Source organism: Limnohabitans sp. (assembly GCF_031538885.1).
In the GTDB taxonomy this organism is placed as follows: Bacteria; Pseudomonadota; Gammaproteobacteria; order Burkholderiales; family Burkholderiaceae_C; genus Limnohabitans.
Window position 1 is genome coordinate 1 of the sequence record NZ_JAVKLW010000114.1, and the last position, 17,356, is coordinate 17,356.

The 17,356-nt window shown below is 57.8% G+C and carries 14 protein-coding genes; 4 read left to right on the top strand and 10 right to left on the bottom strand.

Annotated features, from left to right (window positions below; translation table 11 throughout):
• Positions 1–293 precede the first annotated feature (293 nt).
• Genes RMS03_RS09160 through RMS03_RS09175 form a run of 4 tightly spaced genes read right to left on the bottom strand, consistent with a single transcriptional unit; the run spans position 294 to position 6,285 of the window.
• On the bottom strand, positions 294–2,357 hold the full coding sequence (locus tag RMS03_RS09160) for a S8 family serine peptidase (RefSeq protein ID WP_310626769.1): 2,064 nt from the start codon (positions 2,355–2,357) through the stop codon (positions 294–296).
• A 22-nt stretch (positions 2,358–2,379) separates the two neighbouring features.
• On the bottom strand, positions 2,380–3,972 hold the full coding sequence (locus tag RMS03_RS09165; protein WP_310626770.1) for a DUF5666 domain-containing protein: 1,593 nt from the start codon (positions 3,970–3,972) through the stop codon (positions 2,380–2,382).
• A 31-nt stretch (positions 3,973–4,003) separates the two neighbouring features.
• The gene (locus tag RMS03_RS09170) at positions 4,004–5,422 is read right to left on the bottom strand and encodes a hypothetical protein (protein ID WP_310626771.1); all 1,419 of its coding nucleotides are present in this window, start codon (positions 5,420–5,422) and stop codon (positions 4,004–4,006) included.
• Positions 5,419–6,285, bottom strand: coding sequence for a DUF6502 family protein (locus RMS03_RS09175; protein WP_310626772.1), 867 nt, complete (start codon positions 6,283–6,285; stop codon positions 5,419–5,421). Before RMS03_RS09175 ends, RMS03_RS09170 begins: the two co-directional genes overlap by 4 nt.
• A gap of 122 nt (positions 6,286–6,407) precedes the next feature.
• On the opposite strand from RMS03_RS09175, the gene RMS03_RS09180 reads away from it, so the two are divergent.
• Positions 6,408–7,265 carry an undecaprenyl-diphosphate phosphatase gene (locus tag RMS03_RS09180; protein WP_310626773.1) on the top strand — a complete coding sequence of 286 codons (858 nt, stop codon included), beginning with the start codon at positions 6,408–6,410 and terminating at the stop codon, positions 7,263–7,265.
• A gap of 103 nt (positions 7,266–7,368) precedes the next feature.
• Here RMS03_RS09180 and RMS03_RS09185 read toward each other — a convergent pair whose 3' ends face one another.
• Genes RMS03_RS09185 through RMS03_RS09200 form a run of 4 tightly spaced genes read right to left on the bottom strand, consistent with a single transcriptional unit; the run spans position 7,369 to position 12,292 of the window.
• A complete protein-coding gene (locus RMS03_RS09185) occupies positions 7,369–8,187 on the bottom strand; it encodes an alpha/beta hydrolase (RefSeq protein WP_310626774.1) in 819 nt (272 codons plus the stop codon).
• Between the two features lie 5 nt (positions 8,188–8,192).
• On the bottom strand, positions 8,193–8,693 hold the full coding sequence (locus RMS03_RS09190; protein WP_310626775.1) for a hypothetical protein: 501 nt from the start codon (positions 8,691–8,693) through the stop codon (positions 8,193–8,195).
• A complete protein-coding gene (gene mutS, locus RMS03_RS09195; protein WP_310626776.1) occupies positions 8,690–11,395 on the bottom strand; it encodes a DNA mismatch repair protein MutS in 2,706 nt (901 codons plus the stop codon). The genes RMS03_RS09190 and mutS overlap by 4 nt, the downstream gene beginning before the upstream one ends.
• A 30-nt stretch (positions 11,396–11,425) precedes the next feature.
• The gene (locus RMS03_RS09200) at positions 11,426–12,292 is read right to left on the bottom strand and encodes an inositol monophosphatase family protein (protein ID WP_310626781.1); all 867 of its coding nucleotides are present in this window, start codon (positions 12,290–12,292) and stop codon (positions 11,426–11,428) included.
• Positions 12,293–12,422: 130 nt separating this feature from the next.
• Here RMS03_RS09200 and RMS03_RS09205 point away from each other — a divergent pair, with 130 nt between their 5' ends.
• Together RMS03_RS09205 and cysE are read left to right on the top strand one after the other, a co-directional pair.
• A complete protein-coding gene (locus RMS03_RS09205; protein ID WP_310626777.1) occupies positions 12,423–13,214 on the top strand; it encodes an RNA methyltransferase in 792 nt (263 codons plus the stop codon).
• Positions 13,215–13,402: 188 nt separating this feature from the next.
• Positions 13,403–14,173 (top strand): serine O-acetyltransferase, encoded by a 771-nt coding sequence (gene cysE / locus RMS03_RS09210; protein ID WP_310626778.1) that lies wholly within the window; start codon positions 13,403–13,405, stop codon positions 14,171–14,173.
• A gap of 103 nt (positions 14,174–14,276) precedes the next feature.
• Here the strand turns inward: cysE and mog are convergent, their stop codons facing one another.
• A complete protein-coding gene (mog, locus tag RMS03_RS09215; protein WP_310626779.1) occupies positions 14,277–14,897 on the bottom strand; it encodes a molybdopterin adenylyltransferase in 621 nt (206 codons plus the stop codon).
• 8 nt (positions 14,898–14,905) lie between these two features.
• Positions 14,906–15,580: a ribosome biogenesis factor YjgA gene (yjgA, locus tag RMS03_RS09220; protein WP_310626780.1), complete on the bottom strand. Its 675-nt coding sequence runs from the start codon at positions 15,578–15,580 to the stop codon at positions 14,906–14,908.
• Between the two features lie 78 nt (positions 15,581–15,658).
• Between yjgA and pmbA the strand changes: the two genes are divergently transcribed.
• A complete protein-coding gene (pmbA, locus tag RMS03_RS09225) occupies positions 15,659–17,047 on the top strand; it encodes a metalloprotease PmbA (RefSeq protein WP_310626782.1) in 1,389 nt (462 codons plus the stop codon).
• The last annotated feature ends 309 nt before the right edge of the window (positions 17,048–17,356 follow it).

The following is a 17,356-nucleotide window of genomic DNA, read 5'->3' on the forward strand; positions in this document are numbered from 1 at the left end:
AAGGGGCCTGAGGGCAAAGGTGGGATGACGAAATGGGTCTCTTACGCCGAAAAATCGTGCTATCGACGCACACAATTGCACATCGTGAAGTCCGTAACAAGTCACGCTACAAATTCATGCGTTGTGCAGACCTTCCTTAGTGGTTTATTTAGGCGTTGAACACGTCGCGACACGTCAGCAAGACGACTTGGACGCGACAAGGGCATGACAGTGGTACTGGGTGCAGCGCCCGCCCGCACATAAAAAACGCTGAGTGCCGCAAAGCACCCAGCGTTAAGTTGGAGAAGGAAGGCTTAGTTGGTTGCCATTGTGGTAGTGGTTTGAATACGAATCATGCGAATGGTTGGATTGCTGGTGCCCGTGAGGGTGCTGGTGTCCGCGCTGGAAGCGTTGACCGAGCCTGAACCGCTGCTGCTAGATCGCAAGCTTGTATAGAGCGTCACGGTCGCTTTATCTCCGACCAAGTTTTGGGTTGTTATCAAATCTGTCATTTGAATCGAACCTACTTTTCCAGAAAAACGGTAGAACAGATCGTTGCTGCTCCCTAGGTCACTGTAAACACGAGGAATCGTGCCATACACCTGTACTGCACATGCTTTGGAGCCTGTGTAGTTTGGCTTGCTGAAGATGCAAATCTGGGCCAAGCTCATGGGGGTGTCGCTCATAGGTGTAGGTGCAGGTGTAGGTGTAGGTGTGCTTGCTGTGGCGGGCTCGCTCTGGCCCAGCAGCTTATAAGCACTGGCGGTCAAGCGCAAGGCTGGGCGTGTGATGTTTTGATTGCCATCATTGACTATGAGGTGCAGCGCCGTCGAGTTTGTCGCACTGGTTGCCGCAATGTCAGTGGTCAAAGCGCTTTCAACGTCGGCCAATGTGGCGCCAGTTTTGGCGCTGTACAAAGCCGCGACACCGCCTGAGACTAGGGCCGTGGCGGGCGATGTGCCCGCTACTTCTTGCCAGCAGTCGTAGCTGCCAGACGTGGTACACAACACAGGCAGCGCGTAGCGCCCAGAGCCGTCAACATCACCACCAATGGCAACCACTTTGGCTTGGCTGCTGAAGTTGGCGTAGCTGGCCAGTCCAGCGTAGTTGGGTTTAGCCGCAGACACGCTCACGGCGTTGCTGACGCAGGCGGGGAATGAAATTGCATTTTTCGTGCCGCTATTGCCTGTAGCCACAAGGGGGAGCACGCCTTGATTGCGCAAATTGGCGAAGGCTGTTTTGAATAAACCACCCACGTAGTCGCTATCGCATGCTGCGCTGTAGCTGCCGCCGCCTAGGCTCATGTTCATGGCCACGATGGGGGCTTGACCTGCTGCGCGTCGCTTTTGGGCTTGAGCAGTGACCCATTCAATCCCAGCCAACAAGTCACCCGCAGAGGCTGACAAGGCTTGCCCGCTGCTGGTGCTGGACTGGTTAAAAACCTGCACTGGCAAGATTTGCGCGCCAGGTGCAACCCCTTTGATGGCAACGTTGTCACTGCTGGTGTAGCGCATGCTGGCGGCTGAGGCCATGCCTGTTCCGTGGGCGCAACCTGCTTGAATGGCTTGTGCACGTGTGCCAGTCCATGTCTCGACACAACTGCGGGCGGCTGTGGCTGACGTGGTATCCACGCTTTGTTTGTTGGGGCAAAAGCTTTTCCCCCCGTTGCTGGCGGTTGAAAAACAGGCCCCAGGCAGCACTTTGTTACCGCCTGGGACGGTGACTGCCAGGGCGGGGTGCCTATCCTCTACCCCTGTATCAAGTACAGCAATAACTTGGCCCGCCCCATCGAGTGTTTGAGTGCCTAGGGTGGGTTGCGCCGTCACGCCGTTGAAGCTCATCTTGGTGGCTGCGATGGTCTTGCTCAACGTGGTGCTGGACTGACTTTGTGTGGACATGGGAATGTCTGGATACACCGCATTCACCCCTTTGAGTTTGGTGAGCAGGTCCAACTCACACGCGGTGAGATCAATGCGCACCGCATTGCCTGAATTGGGCGTGTGGGCTTGGCTGATGCGTGTACTGAGGTCGCTGGTGCTACAGGTGTCAGTGCTTGCACCGCTCAGAGCGCCTGCTGCATTGCTTTGCAGCGCTGCGAGAAAGTTTTTTTGGCTTTGCAGGCGCTGTGCATCGCTGGACTCGGCGTTGCTGCCGGCCCCTGATACAACCCCAGAGGCAGCGCTGTTGCTACTGTCCAAGGCGACAAAGACCGAAACGGTTTCTTGTGCATTGGTCGGCTTGATGTCGGCCACCTGTGCCGCAACGGCAGCGTTGGGTGTGTCGTTGAGCGTGGCACTGTTGCCCCCCCCGCCACTACCGCAGCCTGTGAGCAGCGCGGCTAGAAGAAGTGATGCCGTGAACTTGACTTTGTGTTTCATGGGTACGTCTCCGAGGGGTGTGTTAATGGTTGTGGTTGCTAGATTTTTGACGGCGGTAGTTGTCCCAAGTCGCTTTTGCCGCATCTTTGTTGCCTCCCACTGCATGAAAATCACGGTCATCCAAACGGATGCTGCTATTGCGGGCCATGATGTTACGTGCCACCAGAGTGCGACCACTCAAATAGCCTTCTACGCGAACCGAGGTGCTGGCAAGTGTAGTGGCGGTGACGCCAACAAAGGTCGTTGCGTCATTCCACTGCACGGTTTGGGTGGTTGTGGCGCCTGTCAGGGTGAGGGTGAATGTTTTGGCGGCGGCGTCAACATTCGAGGCTGTGCCATCGACAGGGCGAATCACCACGCTACTTTGGGCTTTGCAGCTGAGCGTCGTGGCCAGCACCACGGCTGTGCCAGATTGCTGCGTGGCGGTGATGCTCACCTCTTGTCCGTTAGCCAGTGCGGCCAAGCCAGGGCAGGATGCGCTCAGCACGATGCCGCTTGCGTCGACAGGTACGCCGCGCACGACAAAGCTGGTGTCATTCACGTAGTCGCTGATGACACCGATGAGTTTGACGGTGGCTAAGTCGCTGCTGGTGTTTTGCTCACGGACCTGGATGTTGGTGGCGGTGATGCGGCCATCGCTGCCCACGCTGCCACTCACGTTCACATACGCGCCATCGGCCACTGTTTTACCGTTGGGGTTGATGGTGGTGGTGCTGCCGATGCTGACTTTGACACCTTGCACCTCAAAGGTTTTGCCTGAGGCGTCGTACTTGGAGACCAAGCCACCGATTTGGGCTGCGCTCACCGCCAAGGTGCTGTCTTGCAAGCGATTGACCTTCAGGTGACTGGCGGCCATGGTCATGGTGCTATTGGTGAACGCGCTCACTGGGGCGTAGGCCGTCACCTCAGTGCCATTGGCCAAGACCGCGCCTGTGGGTCGTAAAGCCGCAGAGGTGTAGTTAACGGTCAAACCGTTGAGCGCAAAGATTTTGGCGCTGGTGTCTAAAGCGCTGATGCTCCCAGCCACCTGCATACGCCCGGTATTGGCTGTGACTTTTTGAATCCGCGTTGCCGTCACGGTGTAGATTTTGTTGGTGTTGTCGTACACAGGGGTGCCGTGAACCTCCACCAAATCATTGGCCGCCACATCGCTGAGGCTGCTGTAGCCACCGCCCCAAACGGTGAGTGTGCCCACAGTGGTATCCACCACCATCTTGATTTTTTGGCCCGCCACAGTGAGTGTGTTTGCTGTGGTGTCGGGCGCGCTTTGAACTGTACCAATCAGTGCAGCATCTAGCGTGACAGCACTGGCTGTGCCTTTGCCGTCGTGCGCGACGCGCACACGGTGGCCCATTTGCAACACGCTGTTGGTGAGCGTGCCGTCGTAGTTTTCGGTGGTCACGCGGGCATTGGCATCTTCAATTTCAACACCATCGACAAACACCGAACCAAAGCCTGTGACGACACCACTGGCGACTTGTGTGCCGGTTGCACCCGCTTGTGCCGAGGTACTACCGCCACCGCCGCAGCCCAATAACAGCACCGCGGCCAGCAAGCCCATCAAGAGGGGCGCGGCGAAGGACTGACGAGAGATAGGGGGATGAAGTGGTTTCATAAAAACTCCAGATGCAAAAAGTGAGAGAAAGTTAATCGAGACTGATTTTGCGTAGACGGTTTTCACCGTTGACGGTTTGGTATTCCACCTCCACGGTGCGATTGAGCAAGTTGCCAAGGTTTGGGGGGCGCAAAGACGTGTTGCTCCAGACCAAACTCAAGGTTCCAGTTGGGGTTTCGATTTGCATCGTGGTCGGGCTCAATCGGGTCAAGACGCCAGAGGCTTCACGCACACTGTTGGCGGGCGTTTGCAGACTGCATGACACGCTGGTGGCCTGCAAAGGTTGCCCAGGTGTCGAGGGTTGCGCTTTGATTTCCAAATACACTTGGTCGTTTGCGTTGAGGTTGCGGCAGTCGCTGGCGAGTGCGCCTTGAGGCAAGCTGACCGAGTTGCCGCGCAACGTCAGTTGTGTCTGGTTAGCCGACCAAAGCAAGCTGCCTTTGAGCTCTACAACACCGCCCAAATCAGAGGCAATTTGTCGCTGGGTCAGCGCTACGGCTTTGAATGCACTGCCCTCTCGCACAATTTCAATTTGCACATTGGCCCCCGCCGTCAGAGCGCTGCTGCTTAAGCTGCTGGGTAGCTTGACGCGCATGCCTTGTACAACGATGTCACCTTGCTCTGCATCACGGGTGCTGACTTGGGTGTTGAGCATCAAGTGCTCGTTGTCTGAGAGGCTGGGGCTGGCATCGACCACCCGTTGGGCTTGCCACGGTGTGTTGCCCAAGGTGCTGCGCGTGACCCAGGCTGTGATCGCGCTTTGCGGCCCTAAGCTGGCGGGCAAGTTAGCATATTGCAATGTATGGCCTGCGGCATCATCGAGGGTGATGAGCACATCGTTGTTGCGGCTACGCACCACACCGCTGATGAGAACGAGGTCGGGCGCTGTGGTTAATTTTTCGATGCGTGTGGCGATCAAGACGGAATAGCCGCGTGTGCTGTCTAACACCCAACTGCCGTGTACTTCAAGTGCATCCCCAGCAGCCACGGTGCTCAGCCCTGCTAACACCGTCGCTGTGTTCTGCATATCCCCCGCAGCGATGATTCGCACGGTTTGTCCCAAAATTTGGAATACGACTTGTCCGCCTAGTGTGCTGCTTTGTGTACTGGTGGCCGTGCCGCGCAGCTGGGGGAGCACTTGGATGGTATCGGCCACGCCCGCTTTGCTGTGTCGAATGCGCACACGTTGCCCCAGCTTGACCTCAGTTACTTCTGTGGCGCCGTCTACGTTCTCGATCACGGCGCTGGCGTTGGTATCGTCGTACTCCACGCCCGCCACGATGACGCTGCCAAAGCCGCTGACTGCGCCTTCGGCCACCCCCGTGCCGCCACTGCCCACGCCACCAGCGATTTGACTGCCGCCACTGCCACAAGCGGCAACCAACAGAGTGAGTAGCGCGATGACAGCGCAGATCAACCAGGTATATAGGCGTGGCGTGAACGTGTTCATGGTTGTGCGTTGTCAGAGGTTTTTTTAAATTCGGGGGCTGCAAAACTGAACACCCCTAAGCGAAATCGTTGTGGCTCGGGGTAGTTAGCGTCTTTTTCGCATAAGGGCGTGGCGGCTTGCACCACTTGTTCCAGCACATGTGCCCACAACGTGTTGGCTAGGAGGTTGAGTTGCTGAACCGATTCAGGGCTCAAGCCAGCGGCAAAGACGCTTTGCTCTAAAAATTTGCGCGGTGTGGGGGTGTTGTCGTCCGCTGATGGGGCGCACAAGTTGTGGACACCCGCTTGCAGGTGATCAGCCGCTGAGCCCGCGAACAGCTCCTTGGCTTCTTTGTGGCTGGCGTCTGGCACAAACGCATCGCGCAGCAAATGCACGTACCCGTTGTCTTCTTGGGCCAAACCTAAGCGCACCAACTCTTGCAGCACGGTGCGTGGATGTACGTCTTTCGAAACCGAGCGTGCGAGCGCCTCGAACGAGTTGCTGTCACCGCTGATCGGCAAAGCATCCGTAGCGCTTTCTAGGCTGAGCCAACGTGTCGCGACTTGGTTGGCCATGCTGGGTTTGCCCCAGGCACTGCCATTGGCTTGCACTTGAGCCATGGTGCGCGATGCCGCTTCACGGGACGCACGTACATCCTTACGATGCAGGCCAGACAGCAGACTCAATGCAGAGTCCGTAGGTTTTTGGTTTCGTTTGAGGAGTTCTTGTTGTGCTTGTGCCAAAAACACTGGCTTCAGTGCTGTAGCAAATTCGTTGTATCCCACACCCGAACGGATCAGCCACGCGATCAATGGCTCAACAATGGCCAATGCTTCAGGAAGCAAGCTGTCTGGCGTGTTGTTTGATGGGTTTGTTTGCTCCATATCCAAAATAATAAATGGGAAATATTCCCATTATTTTACATTGACTTAAATTTTTTAACGTTTCCAGTTAAAAAAACCAGTGGCGCTGCTTCGAGATAATCAACCTCAGTTTTAGGAGCTGTATGGATATTGTTTTGCTAATCAAAGCCGCCGTGATGGGCGTGGTCGAAGGACTGACCGAGTTTTTGCCTATTTCATCGACGGGCCATTTGATCTTGGCGGGCGCATTGCTCGGCATGGACGACGACAAAGCCAAAGTGTTTGACATTGCCATCCAGGCCGGCGCGATTTGTGCTGTCATCCTTGTGTATTGGCAAAAAATTGCCAGCACCGTGCTGGCCTTGCCCACGCAGCATGAGGCACGTCGCTTTGCTTTGAACGTATTAATCGCCTTCTTGCCCGCCGTGGTGTTGGGCTTGCTGTTTGGCAAGTTCATCAAAGCACATTTGTTCACGCCGACTGTGGTGGCCAGCACCTTCATCCTTGGTGGCTTCGTTATTTTGTGGGCGGAAGGGTGGGGGCGTACCAAGCCACAAGAGCAAGAGGTTCACCCCAACGACCACGCTCGCATCGTGAATGTGGAGAGCATGTCCGCACTGGACGCGCTGAAGGTGGGCTTGGTGCAGTGCTTGGCCATGATTCCCGGCACCAGCCGCAGCGGCGCGACCATCGTTGGTGGGATGTTGCTGGGCCTGTCTCGCAAGGCGGCCACTGACTTCTCGTTTTACTTGGCCATCCCCACGCTCATCGGCGCGGGCGCGTATAGCTTGTACAAAGAACGCGCGTTATTGAGCTTGGCCGATACGCCCGTGTTTGCCGTGGGCTTGGTGTTCTCATTCATCAGCGCGTGGATTTGTGTGCGTTGGTTGCTACGCTACATCTCCACCCACAGCTTTGTGCCGTTTGCTTGGTATCGCATTGTGTTTGGCATGGTGGTGTTGGCCACCGCGTGGGCCGGTACAGTGACTTGGGCGGCTTGATTTTCTGAGCTCACTCAAGGCGTGAGGCAGGCGCTGCGGCACAGAAATTCTCAAGCTAGCCGCGCTCGCCAGCGAAGCGAACGAGGTGAACACAGACTGAAACTCAAGCCATCAAATTGAGCAACGCCGCTTCAACCGCCGCTGCCGCCACCAACGGATGCGTCATTGGAAACAAATGTGTGCCGTCTATTCTCATCACGCGCCCTTGCGTGACACGACGGCTGAAATCTAAGCCGACCTGTTTCAACTCACGCGATTGCAAGCCGCCGATCAGGGCGGCTTTGCATTGCAGTGGGTGGCGTTTGAAATAGGCGTCCAAGTGGTCGGGCAGGCTGTTGTAGATGGCGCTTTCAATGTCGCGGTCAAAGCTCAACACACGGCGTGGGCCTTGTGGGGTTTGCGCGTCATGTGTGCCGTGTTTCACATAGTCTTGCAGCACCTGCGGGTGCCATTTGGCAAAGACTTTTTTGTGTTGAAAGTGCGCTAGCGCCTCGACTTCGCTGGCCCAAGTGGTGCAGCGCTTGCGGCTGACGGCCGCAGGTGAAAAGGCTTCTGCACCTGGCACGCGTTTGCCCATTTTGAGTAGCTTGGCTTTCCAGCCACCTAGCATGGGCGAGTCCAGCAGCACCACGCCGCGTACCCGCTCGGGGTACTTGGCCGCCACCATCATACTGAGGATGCCGCCCAGCGAATGACCGACCAAAAAAACGGGGCCGTTGGTTTGGGCCAAGGGGGTGGCAAAGTCGCTCAGCTGCTGCACCAAGTGTGGCCAGTTGTTAGTGACGGGGTAGCGTGGGTCGTGACCAAATTTATCAATCGCTTCCACTCGAAAGCCGCGCGCGCGAATGGCGTCCAGCATGACGCGGTAAGTGCAAGCGGGAAAACTGTTGCCGTGTGAAAAAACAATGAGCGGTTGAGACATGTCGTTCAAATGAGTTTTTCGTCTGGGGTTTGAATCTTCTTCTGTGCTTGCACGCGTTGCGCAGGTTGCAGCAGGGGCGTGGCGGTGGCTTCGCCGTTCCACACAGGGTTGTCAATGCCATCGAACATCTCACACAACTTCACACCCCAAGTGTTGTGCGTCACCTGGCAGTAGGAGTTGTGCTCGTCGATGCACACCACTTTGTCGCACTCAAACTTGCCGGCTTCGTAGACCACCATGTCGAGCACACGGCGAATGGTTGCGCCCAGCACACGCACCGCGTCAAACATGCTCTCGGCGTTCCAAATGGTGATGGGCTCGCTCTCGGGGGTGTCTTTGAGTTGCTCGACTTGCAAAATTTCGCGCACCGATTGCGAGATGGACAAATTCCCCGCTGACAATAACACCATGAAGCGGTCGCCCGGCTTTTCGTACACGATCATTTTTGCGGAAAGTGCTGATTTGTCGAGACCCGCTTTGAGTTTGACACCTACGCAGTAGGTCATAGCAATTTCTTCAGTTGATACAGAGCGTCCAACGCATCGCGTGGACTGAGTTTGTCGGGGTCGATCTCGGCCAGCTTGGCTTGCAGCGGGCTGGGTCCCACATCGTCTTGCAACGGCGGTGGCGCAAACAGGTCGACTTGAACCTTCGATGCATCAGCCCCCGCTTCGAGCGAGGCCAGCGCATGGCGGGCATGGCTGAGTACCGCGCCAGGCATACCCGCCAAGCGGGCGACCTGAATACCGTAGCTGCGGCTGGCGGGGCCGGGTTGAATTTCGTGCAAGAACACAATGCCCCCACCGCCTGCGGTGCCCCCTGAGCCCCCACTCTCGGCCGCGCTCACATGCACGTTCACCGCCGCGCGGTGGCTGGCAGGGAACTCGGTGAGCTCAAAGTAATGCGTGGCAAACAGCGTGAAGGCTTGCGTCTTGTCATGCAAGTGCGTGGCAATGCCGCTGGCCAAGGCCAAGCCGTCGAAGGTGGAGGTGCCGCGGCCAATCTCGTCCATCAACACCAAGCTGTGCGGCGAGGCCGCGTGCAAGATTTGCGCGGCCTCGGTCATCTCCAGCATGAAGGTCGATTGCGCGTTGGCCAAATCGTCGGCTGCGCCAATGCGGGTGTGGATGGCGTCAATCGACCCCAGTCGGCAAGCTGAGGCAGGCACATGGCTGCCGATGCTTGCCAGCAACACGATGAGGGCCACTTGGCGCATGTAGGTCGACTTACCTCCCATGTTGGGGCCGGTGATGACTTGCATGCGGTGCGGGTGGCCCAGCCGTGTGTCGTTGGCAATGAAGGTCTTGGCTGCACCGCCATTGACCACGCCATGCGTTTCGGCCAAGCGTGCTTCCACCACGGGGTGGCGGCCTTGGGCGATGTCGATGCACGGTGTTTTCACAAACTCGGGCGCACACCAGCCGAGCGTGAGCGAGCGCTCAGCCAAGGCGCACAGCGCATCAAGCGTAGCCACCGTTTGCGCCAAGCGGGAGAGGGCGGGCACGAAGGGCTGCAAGGCATCCAGCAGTTGCTCGAACAAAAACTTCTCACGCGCCAAGGCACGCTCTTGCGCGCTGAGGGCTTTATCTTCAAAGGTTTTGAGCTCTGGGGTGATGAAGCGCTCGGCGTTCTTCAAGGTTTGGCGGCGCGTGTAGTCGGCGGGTACTTTGTCGACTTGGCCTTGCGTGACCTCAATGTAAAAGCCGTGCACCTTGTTGAACTGTACGCGCAGGTTGGCGATGCCAGTGCGCGCGCGCTCGCGCGCTTCGAGTTCGAGCAAAAAGCCGTCGCAGTTGTTTTGGATGGCGCGCAGCTCATCCAAGTCGGCGTCGTAGCCGTGGCCGATGACGCCGCCGTCGCGCACCAAGACGGCGGGCTCGGGCAGCAAAGCGCGCTCCAGCAAGGCGCCGCATTCGGGCGGCACGTTCATATCTTGAGCGATTTGTGCTAGCAGCGTTGAAGGCGGAGCGCTCTGCTGCGCGATCTCCTCCTTGACCTCCGCAGAGCGCTCCGCCTTCAACGCTTCTGGTGCGGTGGGAATGAGCGGCTGAATACGCAGCGCCTTTTGCAGTGCTTGACCCAGCGACACCAACTCACGCGGGCGCACTTGGCGCAGCGAGACACGGGCGCTGATGCGCTGCACATCGCCTGAGCCTTTGAGGGCTTCGCGCAGCACTTTGTAGCTTTGGGTGCGCTGGTCTTGCAGTGCTTCAATGGCGGCCAAGCGGTGGAGGGCTTGTGTGCGGTCACGTTCGGGCGAGAGCAGCCAGTTTTTGAGCTGGCGGCTGCCCATGCCCGTCATGCAGGTGTCGAGCAGCGAGAACAAAGTGGGCGCGTCTTCGCCGCGTAGGGTTTGGGTCAGCTCGAGGTTGCGGCAGGTGGTGAGCGGCAGGTCAATCAGCGCATCGTTGCGCGCCACGTACACGCCGTGCACGTGCGTGAGGGCGCGGCCTTGGGTGTGCTCGGCGTAGGCCAGCAACGCAGCGGCGGCGGCATGGGCTTGCACCACGTCTTGCGCGCTCCACGCGTTGAGTGACGCGGCTTGCAAATGCTCTAGCAGCTTGCGGCCACCTAAAGCGGCATCAAACTGGAACGCGGGGCGCACTTGGGCGGGTAAGCCAAGTTGGGCGCAAAAGTTTTTGAGTTGTTGCTCGAACGCAGGGCTGACCTCGGCGCTGTAGATGATTTCGCTGGGCGCCACACGCGCAATCCAGTTGGGGAGCTCTGCCGTGTCGCACTCGGCCAAATGCACCAAGCCTTGCGTGACGCTGAGCCACGCGAGGCCGCAACCCGCGCGCTCGCTTTGGTGAATCGCCAGCACATAGGCTTCGGTTTTGTCGCTCAACAGCGCACTGTCTGTCAGGGTGCCGGGTGTGACCACGCGCACCACTTTGCGCTCGACCGGGCCTTTGCTGGCGCCGACATCGCCCACTTGCTCGCAAATCGCCACGGATTCGCCCAGCTTGATGAGGCGCGAGAGATAAGTTTCGAGGGAATGAAACGGCACACCGGCCATCACCACAGGCTCGCCGTTGGATTGGCCGCGTTGCGTGAGCGTGATGTCGAGCAGGCGCGTGACCTTCTCAGCGTCCGCAAAGAACAACTCGTAAAAGTCGCCCATGCGGTAGAACAACAGCGTCTCGGGATGCTCCGCTTTGAGCCCCAAGTACTGCTGCATCATGGGGGTGTGCCCAGACAAATCACGCATCGCAGTGCCTGCCAGATAGTGCCGAACGGATTACAGCGGCGCGCTTGGCGCTTGGCGTGACAGACTCAAGGTCTTGGCTGCGGTGCTGGCCGCACGCTTGTCATCTGCGCTGGCAAATTTGGAGTATTTTTGTGTGATGGGCACCAACTGCGCGTAGATGCGGGGTGAGGCGGCCAAGCACTCTTCGTGTTCAAGGTAAGTACCTTCGCCCGTGAAGTTGCTGATCAAGCCGCCCGCTTCGGTGATGAGCAAAGCGCCTGCGGCCATGTCCCAAGGCTTGAGGCCGAGTTCAAAGAAACCATCGCTGAAGCCTGCGGCCACATAGGCCAAGTCAAGCGCAGCAGCACCGGGGCGGCGCAGGCCGGTGGTGCGTTGCATCACGTCCCCCATCAGGCTGAGGTATTTATTGAAGTCGTCACCTGGGCGGAAAGGGAAGCCCGTGGCGAGCAAGCACTCCTCCAAGCGGGTGCGCTTGCTCACACGGATGCGGCGGTCGTTCATGAACGCGCCACGGCCTTTGGTGGCGGTGAACAAGTCGTTGCGGGTGGGGTCGTAAATCACGGCTTGCTCTAAGCGGCCTTGCACTTGCAAAGCGATGCTCACGCAGTAGTAGGGGAAGCCGTGGATGAAGTTGGTTGTGCCATCGAGCGGGTCGATGATCCAGATGTGATCGGCGTCAGGGTTGCCATGTGTGGAGCCAGACTCTTCGGCCAAGATGCCGTGGTCAGGGTAGGCTGTGAGCAGGGTTTCGATGATGACGCGTTCGCTGTTTTGGTCGACTTCGGTCACAAAGTCGTTCACTTGCTTCTGTGAAATACGCACGGCTTCCACGTCGAGGGCGGCGCGGTTGATGATGGCGCCGGCGGCGCGTGCGGCCTTGACGGCCACGTTGAGCATGGGATGTACAGAAGAAGAGGACGACATAGATTGTGTGAAGAGCTGGCCTTGGCAGACCGAAGATGAACGCTCGGCGATGCGGGCGGCGACAATGACGCAGATTTTACGCGCTAAGACGGACCCCACGCCCATGAAAACTCGCTTCATCCTGATAAATACCAGCCACGCTGGCAACGTGGGTGCCACTGCCCGCGCCATGAAGGTGATGGGGTTCACCGATTTGGTGCTGGTCGCGCCGCGCTGGGACAACGTGCTACGGCGTGAAGAAACCATCCAGCGTGCCAGCGGTGCGCTCGATGTGCTGGCCAACGCCCGCATCGTGGCCACCTTGGATGAGGCCATCGATGGCCTGCACCACCTGTGCGCCACGGCCATGACGCCGCGCGACTTTGGCCCGCCCACGCTGGAGCCACGCCCACACTTCGCCGCATTGACGGCCCAGCACGGCCGAGATGCTGACTTTGGGGTGGGCTTCTTGTTTGGCTCTGAGCGTTTTGGCATGCGCAACGAAGATGTGTACCGCTGCCACACCTGCCTGAGCATCCCGACCGATCCGAAGTTTGGGTCTTTGAACTTGGGTGCGGCGGTGCAGGTGCTGGCGTATGACTGGCGGCAGGCTTTGGGTGGGCTTGCAACGATGTTGCCGTCTGTTGATGCTGCATCCGTCAGCGGGGGCCCATGTGCAACGCAAGAGTCCACACCCCTAGCCGACGCCCAGCAACTCGCAGGCTTGCTGGATCACTGGCAACAGGCGCTCACAGAGATTGGTTTTTTAGACCCTGAGGCACCTAAAAAACTCATGCCGCGCCTGAACCAACTGTTCAACCGTGCACAGGTCACGCAAGAGGAAGTTCACATCTTGCGTGGCATTGCTAAGGCTATGACGCAGACAGGCTTACAAGCGTCTAAGCAAAAGTTATAGGCATTGATTAGCGGCAGCTTTCACCTGAATTTTGTGATTTGAAGTCGCATCAAGCCAAGCCTTGCCCATCTCAAGCGGGGAGATGACTGGGTTGTGTGAGCGAAATAGAGGGCGTTGAAAGTTGTCAGCAGAAACCCAGATGGCAAAGCTCAAGGCCCGTACCAACGAACAACGATAATCAAGCCACTATGTTTTCACGCCTACGCTCTGACGTTCAATGCATCTTGGACCGCGACCCTGCTGCGCGCAGCCGTTGGGAAGTCTTGACTTGCTACCCCGGTTTGCATGCGGTGCTGTTGCACCGTTTGGCGCACGGCTGCTGGAACCTCGGGCTCAAGTGGCTGGGGCGTTTTATTTCACACCTCTCGCGCTGGTTCACGGGCATTGAAATTCACCCTGCCGCCAAGATTGGCGAGCGTGTGTTTTTCGACCATGCCATGGGCGTGGTCGTGGGCGAGACCGCTGAGATTGGCGATGGTTGCACGATTTACCAAGGCGTGACCTTGGGCGGCACCTCGCTCTATAAAGGCGAAAAGCGTCATCCCACGCTGGGCAAAGACGTGGTGATTGGTGCGGGTGCCAAAGTGTTGGGCGGCTTCACGGTGGGCGATGGCGCCAAGGTGGGCAGCAATGCCGTGGTCACCAAGCCGGTGCCTGCAGGTGCCACAGCGGTGGGCAACCCCGCACGCATCATCCAGGCCGAGACTGACGCCAAACGAGAAGAAGCTGCTTCCAAGATGGGCTTCTCGGCTTACGGCGTGACCCACAACGACGACCCCGTGAGCCAAGCCATGCGCGGCTTGATAGACAACGCTTCGTCACAAGAACACCAAATCGCTTTGCTGTGGAAAGCGATTGAACAACTGTCTGCCAGTCAATCCAAGCCCGATTGCGTGCCCACCGATGCTGCTCGCCAAAAGCATTTTGAGGCGACACGTATCAACCAATTGTTGGATTAACGATGCGGTTTTTGAATGTGTACCCTCAACCACTAAACCCCCCGCTTGAATCAACGTGGATGAGCGGGCTAATTAATTTGGCGCTCGCATGCGCTAACAGGTGTTAATCGCGTTTTGATTTCAAGGCAGTTTTAGGCCGCCAGCCTTTGCAAAACGCGTCACGCGTTTCCATGTATGGACCACCGATCAAGTCGATGCAATAGGGCACGGCCGCAAACACACCGTCTACGATTTGTTGGCCATTGGCGTCTTTCAAACCACCCAAGGTTTCTTGAATCGATTTGGGTTGACCGGGTAAGTTGATGATCAGACATTCGTCGCGAATCACCGCCACTTGACGCGACAGGATGGCGGTCGGCACAAATTTCAAACTCACTTGGCGCATTTGTTCACCAAAGCCGGGCATCTCTTTGTGGGCCACGGCCAAGGTGGCCTCGGGTGTCACATCACGTTTGGCGGGGCCTGTCCCGCCGGTGGTGAGCACCAAGTTGCAACCCGTATCGACCAGCTCAATCAAGGCTTGGCTGATGGTGGCTTGCTCGTCGGGAATGAGGTGCTCAACATAGTCGATCGGGTTGTACAAAGCATGGCCCAACCAATCACGCAGAGCGGGCAGGCCTTTGTCGTCATACGTGCCGCTGGAGGCGCGGTCGCTGATGGACACGATGCCGACCTTGATGGTGTCGCAACGTGCATCGGGTGTGGGCAGGGTGGTATCGGTCATGGTTTGCCTTATGGCTTGTAGCTATCTTCGTTTTCTTCAGGCGTGTGTGTCGCGTCCTCGGCCAAGTTCATCTGCTCTTTGATCAACTGAAAAATCTCGCGGTAGGCACGGCTTTGGCGTGGCAGCAGGCCTTTGGCGATGTCGGCCTTGGTGGTGACATCGTCTTTGCGGGCTTGGCGCACCAGTGCACGCAATTGCTGGCTGTCTGTGCTGGGGTGTTCGTCCATCCACGCTTGCAAGGCTGCGTCGTCGGCCATCAGACGGTCACGCCAGCTCTCGGCCAAGTGCAGGGCCAAGGTGTCTTGGGTGCTGCCCATGCGCTGCTCGTTGAGTGCGTCTTTGACAGCATCAATGGATGCTTCACTGAGCTTGCGCATGAGCTTGCCCACGTACTGCATTTGACGGCGTTTGCCTTCAAAGTTGGTGATGCGGCGAGCTTCGGCCAGTGCTTCGCGCAGTTGCTCGGTCATGTGGCCTTGGGTGTTCAGGCGTTCGATCAACTCGGTACGCAGGGTGAGCAACTCCACGCCGAGGTCTTGGCGGTCGTCGCTGTCTTTTTTGCGGTCGGTGCGACTCAAGCCCTCGGTGCCTTTGCGTTCGGCTTTGAGTTCGAGGTCGAGTTCGCTGCCTTCGGCGACAAATTGGCCTCGGACAAAGTAACCTTTTTTGGGTTTACGTGACATAAATTGGGGAGCTTTGATAGGTCGGTTTGCCCTTCAACACAAAGGACGAACTCAGTGACAAGTATCATAGCCGTCGATATGACCAAAACCTCCAGAACCCAAGCCTCCTCCCACACGCCTGCTCAGGGTTTCAGCTATAGCCGCGAACATTTCGCGTCTCTGGTCGATGCTGCCCTAAAGCACGCGAAAAAGCTGGGGGCTACTGATGCAGGCGCTGATGCCTCTGAAGGCTGCGGCTTGAGCGTCTCGGTGCGTAAAGGCGAGCTTGAGAACGTGGAACGCAACCGCGACAAATCGCTAGGCGTGACGGTGTACCTGGGCCACCGCCGAGGCAACGCCAGCACGTCTGACTTTTCACAAGCAGCGATTGAACGCACCGTGCAAGCTGCTTATGACATTGCCCGCTTCACCGCCGAAGACCCCGCGGCTGGCTTGCCCGACGAAAAAGACATTGCCAAGCACTATCCTGATTTGGATTTGTTCCACCCTTGGCCCATCACCAGCGCAGATGCCGCGACGTTAGCCTTGCGTTGCGAAGCCGCCGCCATGCAAACCGACAAGCGCATCACCAACAGCGAAGGCGCAGCGGTGTCGGCACAGCAAAGTCATTTTTTCAGCGCCCACACCCACGGCTTTCGTGGGGGCTACGCCAGCTCACGCCACACCATTTCGGTGGCACCCATTGCAGGCAGGGGCGATGGCATGCAGCGCGATGCGTGGTATAGCTCGATGCGCAGTGCCGATGAACTGGCCTCGTCTGAGGTTGTGGGTCGCTATGCTGCCGAGCGCGCCTTGAGCCGTTTGAAGTCGCGCAAGATCGCCACCGTGGAATGCCCCGTGTTGTTTGAAGCGCCCGTGGCCGCAGGCTTGTTGGGTGGTTTTGTGCAGGCCGTGAGCGGCGGTGCGTTGTACCGCAAGAGCACGTTCTTGCTCGACTCGATGGATAAGACAGTATTCCCCAAACACATCGACATTTCCGAAGATCCGTCTGCCATGCGTGGCATAGGCAGCTCGCCGTTTGACGACGAAGGCGTGATAGTCCGCGCACGTCGTGTGGTGGATGCCGGTCGTGTGGCAGGCTATTTTCTGAGCAGCTATACCGCCCGCAAGCTGGGTATGTCGACCACGGGAAACTCTGGCGGATCGCACAACTTGGTCATGTCTTCGCGCCTCACGCAAAGCACCGATGACTTAGACGCCATGCTGAAAAAACTAGGCACTGGTTTGTTTGCGGTTGAACTCATGGGACAAGGCGTGAACTACGTGACGGGCGACTACTCACGTGGCGCCAGTGGCTTTTGGGTGGAAAACGGGCGCATTGCGTATCCCGTGCAAGAGATCACCATTGCGGGCAATATGAAAGACATGTTCCAAGGCATTCAGGCCATTGGTTCGGATGCTTATACGATGGGATCCAAGACGATTGGTTCTGTGCTCATCAACCGCATGAAGGTGGCGGGTCGTTAAGTGGGCTTGCTCAGCATGCGACGCAACTCGGGCGACTGAATGGGCACCACGTCGAAGGCTGGCGTATCCAACGCGTCGTTCACTTTTTTTTCAAAAACCTAACGGTTTCTTGGTTGACCGTCGCGCGTTCGTTGTCGACGGTAATCATGTGATAACTGTCGGCTCAATAAAGGCGGATTCAAGGACGAAGTGCAACAAAGATGAACTGGTTATAGGTGGCTGAGGATGCGAGAGCATCATGGCCGCTTTAACAGCCAAGTCGAAGTTGCCCAATGTACAAGCACCTCAGCCGAGAAGAACGATACCAAA

What these genes read in the sequence shown, in the direction of transcription:
- RMS03_RS09175 (WP_310626772.1), bottom strand. Translation starts at nt 6,285, where the DNA reads ATGGAGCAAACAAACCCATCAAACAACACGCCAGACAGCTTGCTTCCT.
- pmbA (WP_310626782.1), top strand. Translation starts at nt 15,659, where the DNA reads ATGACCAAAACCTCCAGAACCCAAGCCTCCTCCCACACGCCTGCTCAG.
- RMS03_RS09185 (WP_310626774.1), bottom strand. Translation starts at nt 8,187, where the DNA reads ATGTCTCAACCGCTCATTGTTTTTTCACACGGCAACAGTTTTCCCGCT.
- RMS03_RS09160 (WP_310626769.1), bottom strand. Translation starts at nt 2,357, where the DNA reads ATGAAACACAAAGTCAAGTTCACGGCATCACTTCTTCTAGCCGCGCTG.
- RMS03_RS09180 (WP_310626773.1), top strand. Translation starts at nt 6,408, where the DNA reads ATGGATATTGTTTTGCTAATCAAAGCCGCCGTGATGGGCGTGGTCGAA.
- RMS03_RS09205 (WP_310626777.1), top strand. Translation starts at nt 12,423, where the DNA reads ATGAAAACTCGCTTCATCCTGATAAATACCAGCCACGCTGGCAACGTG.
- RMS03_RS09170 (WP_310626771.1), bottom strand. Translation starts at nt 5,422, where the DNA reads ATGAACACGTTCACGCCACGCCTATATACCTGGTTGATCTGCGCTGTC.
- RMS03_RS09190 (WP_310626775.1), bottom strand. Translation starts at nt 8,693, where the DNA reads ATGACCTACTGCGTAGGTGTCAAACTCAAAGCGGGTCTCGACAAATCA.
- RMS03_RS09165 (WP_310626770.1), bottom strand. Translation starts at nt 3,972, where the DNA reads ATGAAACCACTTCATCCCCCTATCTCTCGTCAGTCCTTCGCCGCGCCC.
- yjgA (WP_310626780.1), bottom strand. Translation starts at nt 15,580, where the DNA reads ATGTCACGTAAACCCAAAAAAGGTTACTTTGTCCGAGGCCAATTTGTC.
- mog (WP_310626779.1), bottom strand. Translation starts at nt 14,897, where the DNA reads ATGACCGATACCACCCTGCCCACACCCGATGCACGTTGCGACACCATC.
- mutS (WP_310626776.1), bottom strand. Translation starts at nt 11,395, where the DNA reads ATGCGTGATTTGTCTGGGCACACCCCCATGATGCAGCAGTACTTGGGG.
- RMS03_RS09200 (WP_310626781.1), bottom strand. Translation starts at nt 12,292, where the DNA reads ATGCTCAACGTGGCCGTCAAGGCCGCACGCGCCGCCGGCGCCATCATC.
- cysE (WP_310626778.1), top strand. Translation starts at nt 13,403, where the DNA reads ATGTTTTCACGCCTACGCTCTGACGTTCAATGCATCTTGGACCGCGAC.